This is a genomic window from Halobacillus sp. B23F22_1, from assembly GCF_043497005.1.
Taxonomy (GTDB): domain Bacteria; phylum Bacillota; class Bacilli; order Bacillales; family Halobacillaceae; genus Halobacillus_A.
In genome coordinates this window covers 762167-785102 of record NZ_JBIEKE010000001.1, presented here as the reverse complement: position 1 = coordinate 785102, position 22936 = coordinate 762167, and the positions used below count along the sequence as shown (strand labels likewise).

At 35.7% G+C, this 22936-nt stretch carries 22 protein-coding genes; 4 read left to right on the top strand and 18 right to left on the bottom strand.

Annotated elements, in window-relative coordinates:
- Window positions 1–391: 391 nt before the first annotated feature.
- Together ACGTNH_RS03970 and ACGTNH_RS03965 are read left to right on the top strand one after the other, a co-directional pair.
- Window positions 392–628: a hypothetical protein gene (locus ACGTNH_RS03970; RefSeq protein WP_394585134.1), complete on the top strand. Its 237-nt coding sequence runs from the start codon at window positions 392–394 to the stop codon at window positions 626–628.
- Window positions 629–1171: 543 nt separating this feature from the next.
- A complete protein-coding gene (locus tag ACGTNH_RS03965) occupies window positions 1172–1372 on the top strand; it encodes a Spo0E family sporulation regulatory protein-aspartic acid phosphatase (protein WP_394586132.1) in 201 nt (66 codons plus the stop codon).
- Between the two features lie 274 nt (window positions 1373–1646).
- Here ACGTNH_RS03965 and ACGTNH_RS03960 read toward each other — a convergent pair whose 3' ends face one another.
- The 8 genes from ACGTNH_RS03960 to ACGTNH_RS03925 all read right to left on the bottom strand — a co-directional run bounded on the left by ACGTNH_RS03960 (window position 1647) and on the right by ACGTNH_RS03925 (window position 10079).
- On the bottom strand, window positions 1647–2612 hold the full coding sequence (locus ACGTNH_RS03960; protein WP_394585132.1) for a 2-hydroxyacid dehydrogenase: 966 nt from the start codon (window positions 2610–2612) through the stop codon (window positions 1647–1649).
- A 33-nt stretch (window positions 2613–2645) separates the two neighbouring features.
- Window positions 2646–4133 (bottom strand): xylulokinase, encoded by a 1488-nt coding sequence (locus ACGTNH_RS03955; protein WP_394585130.1) that lies wholly within the window; start codon window positions 4131–4133, stop codon window positions 2646–2648.
- Between the two features lie 32 nt (window positions 4134–4165).
- The gene (locus tag ACGTNH_RS03950; RefSeq protein WP_394585128.1) at window positions 4166–4990 is read right to left on the bottom strand and encodes a class I fructose-bisphosphate aldolase; all 825 of its coding nucleotides are present in this window, start codon (window positions 4988–4990) and stop codon (window positions 4166–4168) included.
- 25 nt (window positions 4991–5015) lie between these two features.
- A complete protein-coding gene (locus ACGTNH_RS03945) occupies window positions 5016–6053 on the bottom strand; it encodes a zinc-dependent dehydrogenase (protein WP_394585126.1) in 1038 nt (345 codons plus the stop codon).
- A gap of 105 nt (window positions 6054–6158) precedes the next feature.
- Window positions 6159–7436 carry a TRAP transporter large permease gene (locus ACGTNH_RS03940; protein ID WP_394585125.1) on the bottom strand — a complete coding sequence of 426 codons (1278 nt, stop codon included), beginning with the start codon at window positions 7434–7436 and terminating at the stop codon, window positions 6159–6161.
- A gap of 15 nt (window positions 7437–7451) precedes the next feature.
- A complete protein-coding gene (locus ACGTNH_RS03935; protein ID WP_394585123.1) occupies window positions 7452–7943 on the bottom strand; it encodes a TRAP transporter small permease in 492 nt (163 codons plus the stop codon).
- A gap of 63 nt (window positions 7944–8006) precedes the next feature.
- Window positions 8007–9047: a DctP family TRAP transporter solute-binding subunit gene (locus ACGTNH_RS03930; protein WP_394585122.1), complete on the bottom strand. Its 1041-nt coding sequence runs from the start codon at window positions 9045–9047 to the stop codon at window positions 8007–8009.
- 165 nt (window positions 9048–9212) lie between these two features.
- Window positions 9213–10079 (bottom strand): MurR/RpiR family transcriptional regulator, encoded by an 867-nt coding sequence (locus ACGTNH_RS03925; RefSeq protein ID WP_394585120.1) that lies wholly within the window; start codon window positions 10077–10079, stop codon window positions 9213–9215.
- Window positions 10080–10484: 405 nt separating this feature from the next.
- Here ACGTNH_RS03925 and ACGTNH_RS03920 point away from each other — a divergent pair, with 405 nt between their 5' ends.
- On the top strand, window positions 10485–10784 hold the full coding sequence (locus ACGTNH_RS03920) for a helix-turn-helix domain-containing protein (RefSeq protein WP_394585119.1): 300 nt from the start codon (window positions 10485–10487) through the stop codon (window positions 10782–10784).
- Window positions 10785–11137: 353 nt separating this feature from the next.
- A complete protein-coding gene (locus ACGTNH_RS03915; RefSeq protein ID WP_394585117.1) occupies window positions 11138–11374 on the top strand; it encodes a hypothetical protein in 237 nt (78 codons plus the stop codon).
- Between the two features lie 353 nt (window positions 11375–11727).
- Here ACGTNH_RS03915 and ACGTNH_RS03910 read toward each other — a convergent pair whose 3' ends face one another.
- The 10 genes from ACGTNH_RS03910 to ACGTNH_RS03865 form a co-directional block, all read right to left on the bottom strand.
- Window positions 11728–13506 carry a hypothetical protein gene (locus ACGTNH_RS03910; RefSeq protein ID WP_394585115.1) on the bottom strand — a complete coding sequence of 593 codons (1779 nt, stop codon included), beginning with the start codon at window positions 13504–13506 and terminating at the stop codon, window positions 11728–11730.
- 3 nt (window positions 13507–13509) lie between these two features.
- The gene (locus tag ACGTNH_RS03905; protein WP_394585113.1) at window positions 13510–14652 is read right to left on the bottom strand and encodes a CapA family protein; all 1143 of its coding nucleotides are present in this window, start codon (window positions 14650–14652) and stop codon (window positions 13510–13512) included.
- A gap of 16 nt (window positions 14653–14668) precedes the next feature.
- On the bottom strand, window positions 14669–15946 hold the full coding sequence (locus ACGTNH_RS03900; protein WP_394585112.1) for a lipopolysaccharide biosynthesis protein: 1278 nt from the start codon (window positions 15944–15946) through the stop codon (window positions 14669–14671).
- A 159-nt stretch (window positions 15947–16105) separates the two neighbouring features.
- Complete coding sequence (locus ACGTNH_RS03895) at window positions 16106–17029, bottom strand: glycosyltransferase family 2 protein (protein WP_394585111.1); 924 nt, start codon at window positions 17027–17029, stop codon at window positions 16106–16108.
- A gap of 29 nt (window positions 17030–17058) precedes the next feature.
- Window positions 17059–18090, bottom strand: a complete 1032-nt coding sequence (locus ACGTNH_RS03890; RefSeq protein ID WP_394585110.1) for an EpsG family protein — start codon at window positions 18088–18090, stop codon at window positions 17059–17061.
- A gap of 156 nt (window positions 18091–18246) precedes the next feature.
- Window positions 18247–19035, bottom strand: a complete 789-nt coding sequence (locus ACGTNH_RS03885) for a glycosyltransferase (protein WP_394585108.1) — start codon at window positions 19033–19035, stop codon at window positions 18247–18249.
- Window positions 19036–19056: 21 nt separating this feature from the next.
- Window positions 19057–20418, bottom strand: a complete 1362-nt coding sequence (locus ACGTNH_RS03880) for a phenylacetate--CoA ligase family protein (RefSeq protein ID WP_394585105.1) — start codon at window positions 20416–20418, stop codon at window positions 19057–19059.
- A 64-nt stretch (window positions 20419–20482) separates the two neighbouring features.
- The gene (locus tag ACGTNH_RS03875) at window positions 20483–21649 is read right to left on the bottom strand and encodes a glycosyltransferase family 2 protein (RefSeq protein ID WP_394585104.1); all 1167 of its coding nucleotides are present in this window, start codon (window positions 21647–21649) and stop codon (window positions 20483–20485) included.
- Window positions 21650–21666: 17 nt separating this feature from the next.
- Window positions 21667–22293, bottom strand: a complete 627-nt coding sequence (locus ACGTNH_RS03870) for an acetyltransferase (protein ID WP_394585102.1) — start codon at window positions 22291–22293, stop codon at window positions 21667–21669.
- Between the two features lie 16 nt (window positions 22294–22309).
- Window positions 22310–22933: a sugar transferase gene (locus ACGTNH_RS03865; protein ID WP_394585099.1), complete on the bottom strand. Its 624-nt coding sequence runs from the start codon at window positions 22931–22933 to the stop codon at window positions 22310–22312.
- Window positions 22934–22936: the final 3 nt, after the last annotated feature.

The following is a 22936-nucleotide window of genomic DNA, read 5'->3' as shown; positions in this document are numbered from 1 at the left end:
CTTAATAACTCCCTATATATGGAAAAATACGACTGCCAGCCTGTAGTATATTTTCCTATATTATAGGAATATTGAACTATGAGTGATAAGAACGACAAGTAAGGCATCCATTCAGCAAAAACTCGATCACTTACATTCTCCATAACAGGGGTACTTTTTGTGAAACTTACAATGAAACGAGGTGTAACCAACAGACTGACAGTTGCCAAAGAAGAAGACTTAGTAGAGAATGCCTTCTTTCTATAGAAATAAAAGCATTCAATTCCTCAAGAAAAAACCCTCCATCACCTGTTTAAGCTGACTCCCTTATTTCACATTCTAAAATCTCTCATACTCTCTATTACGTTCATCGTTATTACTAAAAAAACATTTCAATGGAGGCGTTAATTCAATGAGATATACGATTTTATTCACCCAACTAGATGAAGATGGTATGCGCGGAATCCATATCCTCGATAAAAAGTGTCACTTTACTTTTCTTTATTACACGAATGAAATTCTTGAAATCCCTGATAAAGATATGAGGAACTTCCTTTTAAACGACTGGTTGAACATTATACAGGGAACCTACGATCAATATTTTAATCCAGAATTGATAGAAAGTTTCGCGGAGTACCATATAAACTGAACCTTTTTTATAAAAAAATGGAAGTAGATGCATAGGAAAACGTGTACGTACTAACATTACATTAGTAAAGACGCTGTACCAAAAATGGCACAGCGTCTTTTTATATTCCTTCATATTTCTGCACTGTACAGTCTTTTAGAATGACCCGTCTTCCCTGCACAATCTAAGCTTACTAATAAGGATTCAGTCGGTAAAACCAGAATTTAACAATACATCTTCCTCGAAAATATGCATAAAAAGGGTTCGCTGTTACGTTGGCGGGGTATTAATAGAATGGGATTAGCATTTGCGGAAACAAGTAGGACTGAAACCAAAAGTGAAATATCTTCTTGTTATTAGAGTTCCCTTTTTATAAGACTATTCAGCATTTAACCTTATAAGGGTGTAAGAAAAGTGTCTGTTTGTATTCAAGAATTACAAAGGTGGACTAGGGTTACTACTGAATGAGAAGCATCAAGGGAAGCAAACCAACTAGCTAGAGGATAACTATGGTTTAGTCTAAAGTTGTTTTAATCAGTGAACTTCTCCGCTTATACCTTACGGATGCAATTTAAGTGGAGAGGGAGTTTAGAACTGTCGAGTATTAAAGATTTACAAGAGAAAATAGAAGTACTCAGAACAAAAATGTATAAAACGTATGAAAATAACCCGAATGACCCGCAATTACTCGCTATTTCCCAATCGCTGGATAAGCTTTTAAATGAGTTGGAACGATCGAAGAGGAATGAGAAGAAACCTAAATAATAACCATTGACGGTTATTATTCTGTCATTCTTACTTCTCGAAATAACACGAAGATGTAAAAGGTTTCCAGCAACCTACTTTTAGTCTTTCGTGATGGGTTATTTTTGTATGTCAGCCCAATACTTTTATGATAAAGTATTGGGCTTTTCATTTTGTTGTTTTATTAGTAAGTCCTTAAACTCTTTTGACCACCTTTTGACTCATATCTGAAAAATTGATGGTAAAGACACAAAAAAGCCTGATTCTCCTCACTCGAGAATCAGACTTTTTAAACTTAGCTGTTTACAGGGGTAAGAGGAGATTTATCATTCAATACGTGAATGATATTATCTGCAGCTAATTGTGCCATTTGTAATCTTGTTTTCACACTTGCGCTGCCAATGTGAGGAAGAGTCACTACATTAGGCAAGGAAAGCAAAGGATGATCTGCAGATACAGGTTCTTCTTCAAATACGTCCAGGCCTGCGCCCCATATTTGTTTGTTCACTAACGCTTCGTACAAGGCTTCTTCGTCAACAATCCCTCCTCTAGACGTATTGATGAGGATCGCCTCTTTATTCATTAGTGCTAACTCGTCTTTTCCAATAAAATGATGAACGTGGGGGCTGTACGGGATCATCACACATACAAAATCGGATTCTTTTAATAACTCATGTAATTCACGGTATTGAATGCCGAGTTCTTCTTCTTTTTCAGTTTTTCGAGATCTATTATAGTAGAGAAGATCCATGCCAAATCCTCTCGCCCTTCTGGCAACTGCTTCTCCAATGCGGCCCAGGCCGATAATTCCGAGGGTGGATCCGTGAATTTCCTGGCCGGTTAGTAACATGGGCGACCATGTATCCCAGTTTCCGTTTCTCAAGAAATCTGATGCTTCGACGATACGCCTTGCTGTGCTCATTAGTAAGGTAAACGTTAAATCTGCTGTCGTTTCCGTTAATACCCCGGGTGTATTCGTAACAACGATTCCGCGTTGTTCCGCTGCCCCTATATCTATATTATTAAAACCAACAGCCATGTTGCTGATTACCTTTAAATGAGGGGCTCCTTCTATGACTTCTTCGTCTATTGTATCGGTCAGCAGACAGTAGATACCCTCTACATCCTTTGTTTCTCTCAACAGGACACTTCGCGGTACAGGTGTATCTTCTTCCTCCCACATTTTAATGTCAAAATGCTGTTCAAGACTTTTCACGATTTCATCTGGCAGTTTCCTCGTAATGAATATGGAGCTTTTCACTTATAATCTCCTCTCTATTCTCTAATAAAAATATTAGAGATTCATACTTTTAGCGAAGAACGGTTTTAATGAAGGATATAAATCATTAAAAATGTGATAATGCTTGTTATAAATGCTCACTTCTTCGGTGTTCGGTTTGAAGACACGCTTCGTTTGATTTTCTATAAGATCAGAAGCTTCTTCTAATGTTTTATAATATCCCGCCGAAGTTCCGGCAATCAAACAGGCTCCGTACACTCCTGTTTCTGAAACATCTTTGATTTCAATATCTTTTTCCAGGATATTCGCTTTCACCTGGGCCCACGTTTGATTGGAAGAACCGCCTCCAATGGACGGAAGGCTTTCAAATTGAACATCGTAGGCATCTAACAGAATGTCGTGGATTTGTCTTAAACCGAAAGAACATCCTTCTAAAATAGCTCTCATCATGTCGGCTTTCGTCGTATTAAGTGATATACCTGTAAACGTTCCTCTGGCATCAGGGTCCCATATCGGAGATCGTTCTCCCTGCATATAAGGAAGGAAAAATACACCGTTAGAACCGATGGGGGATTGCTTCGGAAGTTCTTCAAGAATGTCTCTTGAATCAGCTTCTTCTTTAAGAAATTCTTCGTAGAACCATTGAATGGCAGCCCCGGGGAAGGACATGGCACCATGGGATAACCACTGGTTTTTCTTAATGTGACAACGATTTAAAAATCTTCTATCTAAATGGTCGGGTTGCTTTATGCATGCGGTCAGGACATTAGAAGTACCAACCGATTCAAAGACTTCGCCCGGCTGGACGCCTAAAGCTAGAGTTGAACAAGCTGTATCCGCTCCACCCGCTGCCACAGGTATGCCGCTTATGGGGAGTTCAGAGCAAGTTAACTCACCTACAATGGTAAGCGGGTCTACAACTTCAGGGAGTTTCTCCATCTCAATCCCGACATCGGCACAGATTTCTTTTGACCACACATATTTTTCAATATCATACATCCCTGAAAAGGAAGCCTGCGTCCAGTCCATAACGAAAGAACCCGTGAGCTTATTCAATATGTAGGTCGCGAGATTTCCCCATTTATACGTTTGGGCATACAAGGAGGGACGGTGATTCTTAAACCAGAGGTGGGAAGTAATCGAATACATCCCCTGTTCCAGCCTGTTTTTCGTAATCTCATAGATTCTCTCTTCTGTCACTATTTCTTTAATCGATTCAGCTTCTTTTTTGCTTCTTTGATCTAAATACATGATCCCCGGGCACAACGGTTCCCCGTCTTTATTTAGAAAAACAGAAGAGTTACAAAAGGTGGATAAGGAAATCGCATCAACCGTTCCCATTCTTTCAACTTTAGTCATGACCTTCATTAACAATTCTTTTGTCTTAAGCCATATATCTTCTACATCAATTTCCACCCATCCTTTTTGGGGATAGTGGAGGGAATAGGACTGATATTCAATCAGCCCTAACTGCCCATCGTGATTCATGGCTCCTACTTTCATTCCACTCGTTCCTATATCTATTCCGATGACATGTGACATAATCCCCCACCCTAATTAATAGATTCGTTCGTTTAGAGGTTCGCTGGTTGATTAATTAATTCATTGTAGAGTTCAATTGTTTCATTGACAGTACCGTTCTCATGAATAATATTTTTAAACGCTTTCACAATTGCTGTCGGATTCTGGTTGTTCCATACAATTCTTCCAAACGTTATTCCAGCTCCTCCTGCTTCAACAACATCATACACCATTTGGAAATAGTCCTCTACATTGTTTCCAATGTCCCCTCCTGCAACGACTACTTTGCCTGGAGTAGAAGACACTACTTTATGGAAGGAATCCGGATCCCCTGTATATTTAGTTTTAACGATATCAATGCCTAATTCGGCACCCGCCCGCACAGCATAAGCGACATGTCTCCAGTCATTCTTCTCGTCTTCAGGAATCTGATTGCCTCTTGGATAAATGTGGGCGATGGTTGGCAACCCGTTTTTAGAGGCCTGCCCTGAAATGATTCCTAAGTTGCGTAATTGCTCCGGCTGGTCATCTCCCCCTACAATACATCCCATGGAAATGGCATCAGCACCCAGTCGAACCGCTTCATCTACTTCTGTCACCCATGTATCATAGTTAGGCTGCCATGGGGAAAACGTCGAAGCTTTAAGAATTAATCCTGCTTTCCCCGCATGCTTTCTAAAGCACGTATCCGCAATCCCTTTATGCATAGTAATGGCATCAGGTCCGCCTTCCACAATTTCACTAAGCTTTCGATCAATAGGCATTAACTCTTCAAAAATCCCCCGTGCCATCGCCTGATCTACCGCTACTGCCAGCAGCTTGCCGGAATCCTGATTCATTAAACGATTCATTCTAATTTCTTTACCTAATACTCCCATGCTCATACTCTCCTTTAATTGTTTTTTATATATGAATAACGGATTTCATCCCGTTACCATTCCGCACATCCATGATGGCTTGTTGAATATCGTCAAGCTTATAGCCTTTCGTCGTTAATACTTCAGTATTAATCTGTCCCGATGAAATGAGAGACAAAGAGTTATAGTAATCGGACCGCGTAAGCGCAGAAGTTCCGTTTACATTAATTTCGTTATAGTGAATGACATTGGGGTCTATTTCGCCCAGTACGCCTTTCGTAAAGCCCGCAAATAAGTTTAACGTCCCTCCTTTTTTTAATAAGGAGATGCATGAGTTCACTAGAGACGGCACTCCAATTGCCATGATGACTACATCAGCACCTAACTGCTCTGTTTTCTCAAATACGAGATTCTCAAGTGATTCTACTTCTGGATTAACGGCATGATCTGCCCCTGCTAGTAGAGCCTTTTCTCTTCGATGATCAATGGGTTCACTTAAGATCACATGTTTCGCTCCAGCCACTTTGGCCAGCTGAACATGCATTAAACCAATCGGACCGCCTCCAATAATGACGACTGTGTCTCCCATTTTCACGTTCGCTTTGCGCTGCCCATTTAAACAACACGCCAATGGTTCCGTAATGACGGCTTCTTCTAAGGTAACGTTCTCTGGTAATTTAACTAGGTTGCCAGACTTTAAAGCTGATTCTGGGATTCTTACATATTCAGCAAACCCGCCATCAAATTCATAACCAATAGCTGTACGATTCGCACATACGTTTTCTCTATCATTCATGCAGTAATAACACTTACCGCATGGGATCACAGGGATCACACCTACTTTTTCTCCCCTTGAGAATCCGTCGACGTCGATGCCTACTTCTTCAATCGTCCCTACGAGCTCATGCCCAATAATGGATGGTGTGCGCACGCCTTTTGTTTTCTTTCCTTCGTAAATGCGTACATCCGTGCCGCAGACAGCACTAACATTCACCTTCATTAATACTTCTTTACTGCCAATTACGGGTTTCTCTACCTCCTGTAACTGCATATCATTAGGTCCGTGAAAAACAGCTGCTTTCATTACAAAACCATCCTTTCTGACTTCAACCCGCCTGTATTTTGGCGGAGATTTCCTTCATAAATATAAGTAAAAAAAAGAAGATAACTGCCAATATTCTTCTTTCTTTTAAAAACCTAACCAACTGAGCGGCGTCATAATTAATTCTGGGAAAAATATAAAAAGTATTAAGGTGGCAAATGTAATTCCCAGCCACGGTAATGACGCTTTACTTAATTCTTCTAATTTTAATCCTGTAATGTTACAGGCCGCATATAAACAAACGCCAATAGGCGGCGTGATTAAACCAATAGATAGTGAAATCACCATAAAAATAACGAAAAACACGGGATCAATCTCTGCTACCGCAACGGTAGGCATCAAAATCGGAACTAAGATAAAGATAGCTGCTGTTGCATCCATAAACATCCCAACCACTAGTAAAAACACAAACAGTAACAGCATGATGACTAACGAACTCTCACTCACCCCACTAATAAATGCAGCGAGTCGCGTTGGCAGACCATCATATTCAAATACCCACCCCGCAGGCATCGCAGCCACAGCAATAAATAAAATCGTTCCCGTAAGGTTAACGGTTCTATGGAAAATATCAGGAAGCTTCCTAAAAGGCAGCCCTTTATATACAAATATGGAAACGAGTAATGTATATAAAACAGCGATCGCCGCAGCTTCTGTCGGGGTGAAATATCCGCTTAGAATTCCCCCAATTAATATGACGGGTGCTAATAAAGCCGGAAAGGCGCGAATAAATTCTTTTGAAACATTTTTCCACTCGAACTTCTGGTGCGTCCCAAGCCCATGTTTCTTACTATAGAAATAGTTATATATCATAAAAATTACCGCTATGATAACTCCCGGTACAAGACCCCCAATTAATGTCGCGCTGATCGATACACCTGCTGTCGATGCAGCTACGATCATTAAAATACTGGGTGGAATGATGGTAGCTAACATGGACGTAATAAGAGTTAAAGAAGCCGCGTATTTCAAAGGATAATTATCCCGTTTCATTGCATTAATCGTAATTCTGCCGGTACTTGCGATATCGGCTACAGATGAACCTGCCATCCCTGCAAATATAAGACTTGCAAAAATATTAACGTGACCTAATCCTCCAGTGATCCAGCCTACCACACTCTTCGCAAAATCAAATATTCTCTCAGCTATTCCGCCTTCATCCATAATGATTCCTGCAAGGATGAACAAGGGAACAGCTACCATGATAAAGCTGTTCATCGAGCTGTACATGGACTGAATGATAATGCTGACGGGCACTTCAGTAAATAACACAATTGTCGCGACAACAGAGAGTCCGAGAGAAATGGCTATGGGAACTCCTATAAAAACGAGCAGAAAGAACAGGACAAGCAGAAATATAGACATAGCTCAGGGTACCTCCTAAATTAACTCTCGGTTATACAATAAAGATTGAATGACATTGAGGATACCTATAACACCTGCACTCGGAACAGAGAGTCCAATAATCCACATCGGAATCATTACGACAGAACTCATTTCATTCGTAGCCACCTGTTGAAAGATAAACTGAACACCATATATGACCATAAACAAAAAGAATAAGATCGTAGCGATGGAGTAAATCCAAACCGATAGTTTCTGCATGAACTGAGGCAGCACGTTCATAAAGACGGTAACTCTAGCTGATTCTGCCTTTCTAAACCCTATACCGATGCCTAAAAAAATCATCCATACGAATATAAACCGTGTCAGCTCCTCTGTCCAAGGTGCCGGGTGCCCGATCAATCTCCCTATAACCTGCCAGATAACGACTACAAAAATCGAAACAGAGGCCATTATAGCGAGAAAAGAAGTTAGTTTATTAAAACCATGAAAAAGTTTTCTTATGATGGTTGAAAATTTCTTTTCCATTATTTATCCCCTTTTGTTACATAGCGGTCTTTATGTGCTAAAGACCGCATATTTCCACTCCATTTAGTCTTTACCTACAGCCTTCAGAACTTCATTAAAGAATTCTTCATCTTCAATTACTTCTTCAAATGCAGGATACGCCTCCTGGGAAAGCTCAATGAATTGTTGTTGTTGTTCTTCCGTTAATTCGTTGACTTCCATACCTTCTTCCTCAAGCGTTTCAATGATCGATTCCGCTTGTTCGGCATTATAATCGATGGACCAATCCTGCACTTCCTGAGTTGCTTCCTCAAGGACTTGCTTTTGTTCATCACTTAAACTGTCATATTTCTCTTGATTTAAACCAACTAACCAGCCATCTGCCATATGATTGGAAATGGTTAAGTAATCCTGTACTTCATGCATTTTAGCTGAAGAAATAACACCAAGCGGGTTTTCCTGTCCATCAATGGTACCTAATTGAAGCGCATTGTACACTTCGCCAAAATCCATTGGCGTTGTGGCTGTACCCCCGCCTTTGAAAAACTCAACCCATAACGGATTGTTCGGTACTCTTAACTTAAGACCATCTAGATCGGCGGGCTCTTCAATCGGATGTTTAGAGTTGGTAATTTGTCTGAAATCCCGTGCCCAATACCCTAATCCTTGAATATCAAGTTCAGAAACTGAGTCCAGCAGCTCATTGCCTAAGTCACCATTTAGAAAAGAAGTATACTGCTCCTCATCATCAAAGAGGTAGGGAACACTGATAGCACTGAACCTTGGTTCAAAGTTCGCATAAAGTGAAGTCGATAAAACTAACATGTCAAGACTGCCTGCTCCCAGTTGTTTAACAGCTGCGGAAGGATCTCCACCATACAATGTACCATTCGGGTGAACCGAAATTTCAATCGATCCATCACTTTTCTCTTCTACGACCTTCGCGAACTCTTCCGCCGCAACCGTAACATTCGATTCTTCCGGATCTGGTGTAGATAACTTGAAGCTGACTTTTTCATCCCCGCTAGAACCTTCCGCTTCTGAACCTGCCTCCTCACTATTCCCACAAGCTGCCAACACTAGAACAGAAACCACCACGAGTACCCACAATAACTGTTTCTTCAAAAATGACCCTCCCTTGGTAACGCTTTCAATAAAAACTTTTAAAAAAGCGCACCTGATTTTTGAAATTTTCAAATAATTGATGCGTTAAAGGTATCTTATCACACGGTGGTAATTTCCTTCAATATATTTTTAAAAAAATTGAATGTAATTTTCATAATTTGTTTTTTATAGCTTCTTGCCTATGGTAGACTTCCTCGTTTTCTGCAGATTGTTTAAGTAATGATCATACTTTTGGTTGGCAATAGACGCTACTAATATATCAATAATCGTTAATTGAGCAATACGTGAAGAAATAGCATCCGTACGGAAAAGCGTCTCTTTCGAAGCCGTCTGCAGCACAATATCCGATATTTTTGTAATCGGAGACTTCGAAGAGTTTGTAATACAAATCACGGTCGCCCCTGCATCTTTTGCTAATCTCAAAGCATTTAAGACCTCTTTCGTAGCCCCAGTATGTGAGATACCAATCACTACGTCCTTCTCGCCTAATACGCTGGCCGACATCGCCTGAAGAGTGGAATCATTATAAGCAAAAGACTTAATCCCAAGTTTTAATAACTTATGGTGCGCGTCTAAAGCCACCGTACCTGACCCGCCAGAACCATAGAATTCGATAAAGCTTGCGTCCGCAATTACCTCTACCGCCTTATTCAGCTCTTCATTATCACACACCTCAAGCGAATCATATAACGCCTGAATATTCGATTGGAAGATTTTTTTCTTCACCGTTGTCACATCATCATCTTTCTCAATCACTTCATGAATCTGCTGCTGAGGCTGGATAACTTCTCGCGCTAAATGTATCTTCAGATCCTGGAATCCCTTGTAACCAAGCCTCTTACATAGACGAACCACCGAAGACTCACTTGTTTCACTTCGTTCAGCTACCTCTGTAATAGAAAGGTGAATAATTTCTTCCTGATGGTTTTCAATAAACTCTACTATTTTACGTTCAGAACCTCGTAATTTTACAAATGTTGCTTTAAGTCTAGTAGAAAAACCGGGATTTGTATTAACTGATAAATCGTCCATAATCATCCTCCTAATACTCAAGTAATGTACCTTATTTTAATATATTAGAAAACCTGGGGCAATGTATACTCCTGCTTTTGAGTAAATTCCCTAGTGAAATTGTGAAAATTTCCTTCACTAAGACACATAGTAACGTAACGGGGACAAACCTTAAAATTAATAACAACAAAATCAATATATAATTTCATTAAATTGGCGGCTTAATATATTAAACTAAATATCACGATTAAATGGTAATAAACGCAACGCCACTTTCTCTTTTTATAAAACCATATGAAAGAATTTTTTTACCGAACTTCTAAAACCTCATTCTATCAATTCGTCATTCTGTCTTATCAAGAATTTCATAATTTCACGAAAAAAATCAATAATTTCCTTTATATGTAAAAATACGACTGTCAGTCCGTGTACTATTTTTTCATTCCATATGAAAATTTAAGTATGAGTGAAGAATTTGAATTATACGCAAGGAATCAATTCGGCAAACAACTGGCAGCACTCCGTAAAGAAGTAGGTATTACTCAAGAAGAACTGGCCGGTCGAACTGGTGTTGATCCCACATACATCAGTGCAATTGAAAGAGGAACTAGAGCCCCAGGTTTTAATATGGTCACTAAATTGGTTAAAGGACTTAAAATTGGTCACGTAGATCTCTACACCTCGATCGCTAATTGGGAAACTTATTCGAAAAATCATAAGAAATAGGAACCGCGTGAAAGAAACGGGCTGACATATGATAGAAAAGGAGGCATAACAGAAGAGGAGTCATCCTGAGCAGTTTCTATTTCTTAAATTTATCCTCGCACATCCAGTCATCTGCACTTTTTGAACGTTCTACTTCCCCACGAAAACACTTCAAATAGTATAACTCGCTGCAGTTGAACCCCTTACTATGATTATGAAATCTCCTTTCGTAAACACACTCTTATAATCAAATCACTCCCTTCAGATAGCAATATCACCCTATTCCATCCATTTCCTTAACTTACTGCCCAGCCTTATTACCCAACATTCAATCTACAAACATTAAAATAATTATTACTCGGAGGCATTATTTAATGAGATATTACATTTTATTTACCCAATTAGATGAAGACGGCATGCGAGGAATTCATATTCTCGATCGAAAGTGTCATTTTACTTTTCTTTATTATACGAATGAAATTCTGGAGATCCCTGATGAAGACATGAGAAACTTTCTTTTAAACGACTGGTTAAATATTATCAAGGGCGTCTATGATCAATACTTTAATCCAGCATTGATCGAGAGCTTTACAGAGTACCATATAAACTAAACCACTTTCATATAAAAATAAGGCATGAGATTTCCGATTAAAGGAATCTCATGCCTTATTTTTTGCGAATGTTTGCAGCGCAAAGTATAAAACCTGCAACGAGCGCCGTGTACCAAGTACTGAAATTCACACTTGGCACTTCGCTTTTTTACAGCTTTTCGGTACCTGGTACCCTTATGGGTTTCATTTTTTCTATGCTGTAATATTTACTTTATAAGAAAAGCGCACCACCAACAGAAAACAAGTGGTGCTACACTACCCTTTAGTTCGCTAACGTAGCGGGGACAGACCCCTAAATTTTATAAATTTAATAATAAAAAGATCTACACTTTTAAACTCTACATTCTCAAACTTTATCTATTTATAGTATTGGTTCTTTTTTTGGCACTAAGGTATAATATTTGCATTAAATTAATTCGTTGTACGCTACTTAAATAATTATCGGAAAATAGATTTCCTATATTTTTTTCCTTTAGAAAAGAAGTTAGATTAATTAGGCCAGGCGAATAAGCTTCTTTAGCTCTTTCCCAAGATTCGCTGTTCATAACGGCACTCCACTCCCCCCAAGAACCTTGGTTACCTTTAATTATCCCAATCCTTCTACCTGCTTGTCTGTATGTCCACATTATAAAATCAACGAAGCTGTTCACATACCAGGGATAATAAGGTAAGCGCCCATCACTGTGCAATAACCACTTTGTCGGTTTTAATAATGGTTTAGCTGCCTTTTGAAACAATCTACGGTTGAGTTTCCATTTTTGTGGAACTGTAGCACTAATTTTCACTACGTCCTTTGCCATAAATGGTTCGTAACTACGAAATAGGCGACGGTTAGCATGAAGGTTTGGTATATTCATATTCATGGAACTAGGCCAAAGCTCAAACCATTCTTCAAATGATTCGTGCCTGAAACTTTTCACATAATTCAAATGAACTTTTCTACGATTATCTAATTCCACTAAGATTTCAGGAGTAAAAAGAGTAGAACTCAGCGGCCTGCTTGGTGAATAGTTTTTCTTCTTAATTTGAGGGAAGAAAGGAAGTCTTCCTGAGCCACGTAGTTTTTTTATCCGGGCACCCTTTAATAAAGCGTCAGCAAACAAACCACCAAAAACTGCTGAGTAATCATCTAGCTTAGATTTTTTATGAAATCCAAAAGTATGAGCATGGTAATACTGCGCCCCTCCTCCGACCATATCTGAACACGGAGGCATTATTTCTAAATAATGTGTTTTACTTCTGGTTTCCATCTTAAAATTTGCTCCATAAATACTTGCAGCTTTTTTAGCCTTTTCACCTTCTCTATTCATGTTATCTAAAAATATAAAGGCATTCCTATTATAATCACTCAATAATGCCGAAAGAGTACGCGAATCTTCACCACCACTAATAAATTGGGCAATTGAAGGTGCTTCTTTTGTAATAGTATGAACATATCCCATTAAACTTTTTCGTAAATCTTTTGCTGCTATATTTATTGATTCATATATATGATTTTCTTCTGGAATCCAATAAGGTATAGATTTCATTTCAAGAGAGTTCTCATCAACAATATGTTCAGCTGCCGGAACAACTTGACGTAAATTTTCATATAAACTATATGGAAAAGTTACTACCCCATGAATAATAAAATCTACCATAGATACTTTATCAAAATTCTCCTCCTGACCAGAAACCCTCGCTAATACGTCAACATGAGTTGATAGTATTCGATTACTTGAACCTTTATGTGTATAAACTGGAATAAATGACATTAGGTCAGTAATACAAGTAACCTCAGCAGATTCTTTGTTTATAAATAATATTACAAAAGGTCCACTTAAGTCTTCACCCCAATCTATCTTTCCCTCCAACCACCTACTATAAATAGCTTTCGTTCCTATATCACTTGAATCAATTTTTAAAAAATTGTTATCTCTAAAACATAGGACTGGTCCCCCAATAACTACAACAATGTGATGAATAGTTTCATAAGGCTGGAAACCGTTATACAGGTTTTTACTTGCAGCCAAGGAACCCCATTTACCATGAAATTCTTCTACAGTTGGTTCATTATTATAATAAATTGAATGTAATTCATTTTTTAATGTCCCTTTTTTCACCCTTTTTCGTGAATAAATAAAATCACTCATACATTATCTCCGCCCATATTTATCTTTTGATATTATTTCCATTGCATGTTTTGTTGCATAATAATAAGCTTCGTTTCGAAGCAAATGGAGAGAAAGCAATGTTTTATCTTGTTTCTTTCTTTTGTTAAATATTAAACTTAATGATCTCTTAATTGTTGACTTAATATTTCCATCATAAGGAAAAGAAAGCAAAGAAAAAATTAGGTTTTTTTTAATCGTTTTATTATAAATCTCTAATGACATCTCCTCATGCAACTCTTCGTAATTTTCTCCTAAATTAGCATTTAGTAAATCTAAATTGACTTGTTGCTCTCGAGGAGACAGTTGCACATAACCATTCTCTTTATGATGAAATAAAGGATCAAATCTTACCTTCTTATTTTTCTCTAAATTTAAATTTAACGAATAAGAGCGATCTTCTTTTAAACGATAGTTTGATGAGTCAAAATAAAAGTTACCTAAACTATAAAAGATTACTGAGTTATTGTAATATTCGTACCCCTGTGGAACATGTGGATGAGATCCTACGATGACATCAGCTCCTAAATCACAAAAATGCTTATAACGAACCCGCCATTCTTTCTGGGGTATATTATAATGTTCTAATCCAGCATGGGATAAGACTATAACAAAATCACATTCTTCATTTAATACAGAAATTTTCCGGTCTATTTCTTTATGGTTTATCCATGCATAGCCAGGGTGGTCTTCGGCTGAATAATAATCCTTTACACCAAACTGAGCTTCGCAAGCATTAATAAATCCAATTTTCAGATCGTTAACTTCCTTTACTAACGGTTTATAAGCATCATGAAAGTTAATACCAGCCCCAACTGTGTCTATTTTTAAAGAATTGGCCTCGTCTATGGTTGCTTTTAAAGCTGCTATTCCATAGTCCATTATATGATTATTAGCCAAACACATCATGTTAAATCCTTGTTTTTGTAAGCCTTTTATTGTCGATTTACGTTGAAAATGGTGACGACCAGATTTAGGACTTGGAGTACCGTAGCCTTCAATAGGTGCTTCAAAATTACAAATGGAATAGTCAGCATCAGAGATAACCTTAGATATTTCATCTGAGCACACTAACCCATCACTATGTTCATAATTAATTATATCTCCTGTTATAAATAACTTTACCATCTTGGTCATTCCTCCATTAGTTGTAGCTCTGACTTATTCGCAAGGTAATTATAATTAAAAAAATATTAAGTACAGCACCAGATACTCCAAATAACGCAACGGCAATTGTGTCACTTGAAAATATAAAATATCCAATAGCTAACAAACCTGTTCGTGTTACCAGAGTGACAATAGTAAATCTCAGATGAAAAGCTTGAGCTGCCATTACAGGTAATGCTTTTACACTTGGCTGATTAATAAACAAGAAAAACATCCATAGTGCTATCCACCTAGCATATTCACCTGCTGTGACCCAATCTGCACCAAATACGAAACTAAACAGCCATGGACCAAATATAAATACAATTACATAAGGTAAAAATCCTACTACTGCTAAAGCAAAAGTCGCTTTTTTTATCAAATATGTAAGATTTTCACCGTTATGGGATGCTTCAGATATACGTGGATAAAAAACATCTCCTACAGATTTACCAATAAGTTGAGAGGGTATACCTAATACAGTCCTACCAAGAGTATAAAATCCTGCGGAAGCAGGTCCAAAAAAACTTGTTAACAAGAGGATAGGAAGATTTTGTGAAATGGAATTCATAAAAACTTGTGGTGCTCTAAATATTGGAAAATCTTTGTATCTTTTAGTAAGTTCTTTAATAGTATGTGAAGTACTAGTTTCTTGAGTAGTACTCTTATAACTAGACTTTCGGGCAAAAAAAACCATTAACAATGCTTTCATTCCGTTTGTCATAGCTGAAAGAATTATAAGAACAGGAGCGATTGGATGAAAAAAACCAATACCTACTTTACTTCCATTTAATATAATCGCTTGAAAAAAAGTGGCTTTTGCATTAACGCCAAATTGCTTTGTGCGTATAAACCATTGTTCGGTAACCTGTAAAAAACCAGCAAATATTATTACTATGGGAATAAGATACAAATAATTTGATATAATTTCTATTTGAAACATTTTAACAATCTGATCATTTAGAAAAAACAAAATAATACCTACACTCAATGCAACACCTATAGTAATATACAAAGAAAGTAGTATTAATCCTTTTGCATCCTTATCACTTTTAGGGAGAACAATGGCAATTGGATATGTTAATGCCACTATAGGAGCAATAATAGCAACGATAGCCAAGAATGTCCCCATTAACCCATAGGCTTCTGGTCCATATAAACGAGTAATGAAGGGCTGCAACAAAATATTTACGAGTTGAGCAGCAGCTGTTCCTGTAGCCATAATAATAACATTTCGTACAAATGGTTTATTAATAATTTTTTTGAATTTTTGCATCATATCCCCCTACCTCATTTTCTTGCTACTTATATTTTCACTTAATTATTTTTTATAATAATTAAGGTATTAAATATATTGGGGACTTGAGAAGTAACACATTCGCTCCTCCCTCTAAAGCCTATATTATACAAACAATTAAATAAGGAATTTAATAAATTAATAGTTACTTTCATAAGAATATAAAGGTTTTCCTTGTAACTTTTTTAAAAGTCCATTAAGTAAAAACTTATTAAATACAATCGGAGCTATTTTCATCATTTTTATATATAGTTTTATAGCACCAACTGTATTTTTATTTTTTAAATAATTAAACAATACACCTCTATAACGACTGGAATATATTTCTTTCTTTGCATTTTTATATTTCCTATCACAATCCATCAATTGATTATAATAGTACTTAAAAAAAACATCAAAATTCTTTTCATTTTCAATAGAGTTAGCCACATTTGATCGATCGGCTAAGTCGATAAAAACTAATGCTTCTTTTACTAGTCCTATCTTTTCGCCAAGGTTAAAATACCTAAGAATAAACGCTACATCTTGATTCCGTTTTAACCTTTCATCCCAGCCTCCAAATACCTCTACTATATTTTTTTCTATCATAATCATATTTGTATCAATTATATTATTACCGATAAACTGCTCGTAAGTAAGATCGCCTGATCTATATGGGTGAATAGTTCTGTTTCCTACCTTCCATCCACAATAAACAGCTTTATATTCTGGATTACTTTTTAAGTATTTTACTTGCTTTTCTATCTTTAAAGGAAAGAAGTAATCATCATCATCCAAGAAGCATAAATACTTACCGGTAGCGTGCCTAATCCCAGTATTTCTTGCAACACTACCATTTCTATTTTTATTATGCTTAATATATTTAACTCGGGAATCACCCTCGTAATCTTTCATCTTGGCCTCCGTAGTTCTTCTGTAATCCGTATCTGGATTGTTATCATCTACTACAATTACTTCAACATTTTTATAAGTTTGGTTAAGTATAGAGTCAACTGCCCTTGCTATCATGTCCGCTCTTTTGTATGTGGGGATAATAGTACTGACTTTACTTTCTTTTTGCATTATATCACCTCTTTAAAAATTTAAATTAGTTACATACTAAATACAGTTTTATACTTTAAGTTTTGAGTATCACCCTGATAAATCCCCCAAATTGAAGCTAGAAACTTTAAAATGAAGAAAAAAATAATAGCAAGATTAATATAAAACATCAAGTTTTGCAAGCCTCGTTTTTTGGTAAATAAAAAAGGGATAACTGCTATAAGAGCCAACTGACTATATAACGTTAGTCTGTTAACAATAAAGCTATTCAAGGTAAATAAAAAAATACTATACCCAAGTACATAAGTTAATAAGAAAGGATAAATTTTATGGCGATTATTTGGGGCACATGCCCACCCGATGATTGCTAAAAAGACGAAAAATAACACACCTAAACCCGCATCAATAGTAAAATTATAATCTGAATCCAAATATCCTGCGTATTTTTCAGGAGTTATAATTCTAATAAGAGTGGATGATATATTTGAAAAGTACAAAATAATACCTAAAAAGAATAGTATAAATCCGAGCCATATATTTAATCTCAAGTTTTTTATAAAGTAAAAAGGTATAAATATAAAGGCTGTTGTATGAAATAATCCAGCTATAACCACAGTTCCCACATATTTTTTGAAGTCCGTTCTAGTTATGTATCTAAATGAAAACAATAAAATTAATCCAGCAATTGTTTGTCTTACTAAGTTAAAGGAAACAAAAAGAAGGCCAGTTATAATAAAAAGTATAATTACATTTTCATAAGGTATTTCTAGGTTTTTTGCTATTAAATAAAGAAGGTAAAAAATTATACTACCAATAAATAGAGAAAATCCCCAAAAAGGAATATGCAAATAATTAAATAAGTTAATAAGTTGATCATAAAGGAACTCTCTATCTCCAAGGACTCCAGATGAGGTATTGTAATACAACTCGTATTGTAGATAATCTATACCAACATCGTACCGGATGCCATAAATGACAGACAAAGTAACAAAGATTGTAAAATCTATTATTTTTTTTTCTTTTATATTTCTTTTTATAAACGCAAAAATTAAAATGCTTAAAAGTAATATTACATAAAACATATATCCTCTCCACTTTCTTTAAGAATCAAAATAAAATCATTAGCAGTATTTTAACTAATTCTTACATTGGCACGAATTCACATCTCCTATTATTAACTTAAGCGGAGTACTTATTAGTATAAAGATTTCTCATATTATATGTTTAATGAAGTATAATTAATTGATTTCCTTGTAATTTTTTAACCCTTTAATCATATACCTATATGCTTCTAATAGCTTCATATCATTTTTGAATAAGAAATATCTTCTAATAACAAATTGGAGAATTAAAATTTTTGCAAACTTTGGAGATATAGCTCGGAATAAAGCACCTTTATCAATAAAAAACTTTTTATTATAACCATTAAACCAACTAGACTCATGGTTATAAATATTGGCAATTTTTTGGGGGCTAGTATAAATTTTCAATCCCTTTTTCAAACAGTCTGTTATAAAAATGCTATCTTCACCAGAACCATATTTTGTGCCGCCACCAAATAAAAGAGAGAAATGGATATTTTTTTTTAATATTACATCTCTTTTAAAAGCTATTCTCACAGCTCCATATTTGAAGGAATTAAAAAATCTCACCCTATTTCTCTTTAGTTTCTTAAACTTTTCCCCATTATTATCAATAATTTTCACACTAAAGATTATTACGTCAGCTTTAGGATTTTGTTTAAACTCATCAAGTATCTTCTCTTCATAATCATCCTCATAAACCGCATCATCATCAGCCATGACACATACATCAGCATCTGATCGCATGATTGCACTATTCCTACTTTTTCCAACACCGCGTTCATTAAAAGACAACATCCTAATACGATTATTTTCTTTATGAATTTCATTATAACCATAATAATTACTTTGATTTATAATAATTGCATCTGTTGAAATATTCATTTTATTTACTAGAGATGTGTCTTTTTGAAGCATAGTAGAAACTAGTAATTCTAATTTCATTTTTAATTATTCCTCCATAATTTATTGATTGATATTTCTAATAACATACCTTACTTTTCCAGCATTATTTTTTTCAAGTTCATCTACAATGCTCCAATTAATTTCCATTTCTCCTAAATAATCTTTAGCTAATTTTAATACTGCTTCCATTGAATTGGGGTCAAAGTGTTTTGTAGGCAGAACATTAATATTTATACACCCAATATCATTTTGAATTATTTGCATTCCTAACACCCCTTTTGCTGGGCGCGCAATAAATCCTAATCTACTAATTTTTCTTCCTTCTGAAGCAATAATATAATCATCAATTCTTCCAATAATTTTTTTAAAATATGGCGTATTCCATCCACATCCACATTTACTTTCTTCTAGAATCCCTAGATCTCCAGTTCTGTACCTAATAAACGGAGCATCAAAGGAATGTAGATCTGTTACTACGATCTCGCCGCTTTCACCATTTTTAACCTTAAAACCATCTTCGTTTACAACTTCTACGTAACATCTATTATTTAAAATGTGGTAATGATTATTCTTACATTGAATCCCAATCATTCCTACCTCACCTAATCCATATGTCTGGTAAAGTGGGCAACTAAAAGCTTTTTCTATCGTATCTTTCTCTATATCAGAAAGACCCTCACTATCAGTAACAATACCTTGAATATTTGGTGGTCTGCTTTCACTATCTATTAAGTATTGAGAAAGAAATAGCCACGCAGATGGATACCCTGTACCTAAATCAACTTTATAATCTACAAGGGCATTTAGATAATAATTATATGTGCTCTTATTAATATGATACGCTGAAAATTGAAGTTGATTAAAAACTTTTATAAAATACCAAAAGGGAGGTTTAAGATTTTCTGATTTTAATATATTAACTCCAGATATTCTAGCTTTCACACAGTTCTCCTTACCAGCTAATGAATCATACACTGTATCATATATTGCATATTCAAATTGCATACTTTTTCTATCTCTGAAAAACTTTAAAGGTGTGCCTGTAGAGCCGCTAGTACTTGAATGCCACAAAGATCTATATTTTTTCTTATTTATGAAATTATAAATATCCTGCTTCATTTCTGACTTACTAGTCAATGGTATCTTTTCCATTTCGTCGTATGAGTTGATATAGAAACTTTTTGTACTTCTCTGATAATAAGGAATATTATTTTTAGCATAATCGAGAAGTTTATTTATCTTACTAATTTGATCTGTAGAATTGTTGCTAACAAGTGTATTAGATATACAAACGTTTTTAATATATTTTTTGTAGCTCCCTCCTCTTCTGTATATATTTCTTCTAAAACCTTCTATGTTTGCCATTGCTTTTTTAATAAAGAAGGGTGAATTTAAATAAATACTCTTTAGTAATTTACTCATCTCCAAGTATTCCCCTTTAGCCAATAAATTAATTTATTTCCTTATATTACCCATAATCTTATTATTATCTAGTACTCTCTGCCTTTTCCCAAAATGGCTTTGCTTTTCCAGTCATAATGTTATACACTCCTACCCATTGAGCAATAACTGTAATACAATAGTAATAGATTAATGTTAGAATTTTATTATTAGAATTACTAACTACTCTAAGGAGTGCCAAAAGATAAAATAGGAGTTGACTAATTAAAGTAAATATATAAAAAACAGAATCTGTTACCAATAATAAATTAGAAATTAATACAATTAGATGCGAAATCCACAATAAATACCTACATGTTCGATGGCCAAAATAAAAATATGAAAACCATTTATACTTAAATATGTTGAATATTCTTTTATCAGGTAATATTTGTTTTAAAATAATTCTGTTCATCCTTACTTTTCTGCTAAACTCATCATCTATTATTTCTGCAGCTTTTTCATACGCAATTGCTTCATGGTTAGCAATTGCTCTTTTCCCTTGGAGGGCATAAAAAGGAGGCATCGCACTATCATGCGATTGGATAGGGTCAAAATCATAATATTCTGATGTCCTGCATGCATATAACGCCCCATTTCCTGCAGTAATATTTTGTATTCTTCCTTCAATCTCTCGGATTACCATATCACTATCCCAGTAACTGGTTTCTGCTTTACTCACGTCACTAGATTCCTGGTTAACAATAGCTAGTCTTCCAGAAACATAAGCAATTTCTTCAGAAGTAAAGGAGGCCATAAGCTCTTTAACTGAATCTTTTTCCAATATAGAATTAGCATCTGTCATAGCTAAATATTCTGTGGTTACTGTCTTTTGCGCTTCATTTTGAGCATTTGTCTTTCCTTTACGAGCCTTCACCTCATAAAGTCGAATGTTTCGCTCTTGATGAACTTTAATAAAATTTCTTACAATCTCATTGGTTCTATCAGTACTATTATCAGAAGCTATCAAGAATTCCATTTTCTCTTTAGGGTAATTTAGTTCAATGATGTTATTAAGTTTTTCTAAAATAATCTTTTCTTCATTATGTGCGACTACCATAACTGTTACTGTTGGTTGATGAGAATAAGTTTTCTCGAGCTTTCTATTACTATACATTCTACCGATCAATTTTAATGAGACGGGGTACCCGACCATAGCCCACACTATTATGAACCCACTTAGATAAAATAAAACTTTATAGAATAATTCCATCTGTATACTCCCTTACGCTATTCACCATCTATCTTCCTTGCTGGTGTACCGACATATGTTCCAGATTCAGTCAAATCTTTAACGACCACCGCTCCTGCCCCTATCTTACAATTCTTTTGTATGCTTACATTATTACTTACTATACTCCCGATTCCCAGCCATGTATTTTCTTTGACTAGCACTGTGCCCGCTAATTTCACTCCAGGGGAAATATGTACAAAATCCTCAATTGTATTATCATGATCAAGAGAAGCCCCTGTATTAATAATGCAACCTTTTCCTATTTTTGCACCTGAATTTATTATTGTACCAGGCATAACTACCGTTCCAAATTCTATTTCTACTTCAGATCCAATAATTGCACTTGGATGAACTAGTACTGGGACGCTTGTCCCTATTTCCTCTAACTTTTCGAGGAGAATTTCTCTAATTTGATTATTGCCGATGGCTACGAAAACATCATAACCTTCCTTATATTGGGAATAATCTGTAGCTTTACCCACTACCTTTATCCCCAGTATTGATGTGATACTTTCGTCATCATCTAAAAAAGAAATGCTTTCCCATCGATTCATTGCTTTAGCAATGTCAGCAACCACTTTTCCGTGACCACTGGCTCCAATAATTACTAAGTTACTTTTCATCTCAAAGATCCTCTCCCTAATTCCCTTTAAAAGGCTCCATTGTTGCAGCAGTATCCGAGTTTATGCCTTCTTTATTAATCACCTTTTTAAAAGTAAGAAATATGATCTTTACATCACTGAAAAAACTTACATTATCAACATATTTTACATCTAACTTAAATTTTTCATCCCAACTAATACCATTCCTACCACTTACTTGTGCCAACCCAGTTAATCCAGGTCTAACTTCATGACGGCGTTGTTGATGTTCATTATAGAGTTTTAGATATTGAACTAGTAGGGGTCTTGGTCCTACAAGGGACATATCACCGTTAAGAATATTAAAGAGCCCTGGAAGTTCATCTAAAGAACTAGCTCTCAAAAATTTTCCGAACTTCGTCAGTCTTACCTCGTCTGGAAGAAAGTCATCATTTTTATCTTTTTCATCAGTCATTGTCCTAAACTTATACATAATAAATATTTGCCCATTTAATCCTGGTCTCTTTTGTTTGAATAGGATAGGGTGACCGAGTTTCTTTCTAACCATTATTGCCACAGTTAACAGAACTGGACTTAAGACAACTAATGATGTTAATGATAATATAAAATCCAGAGATCTTTTTATATATCTTCTATAGATACCATTTACAAAATGCCCCATCAC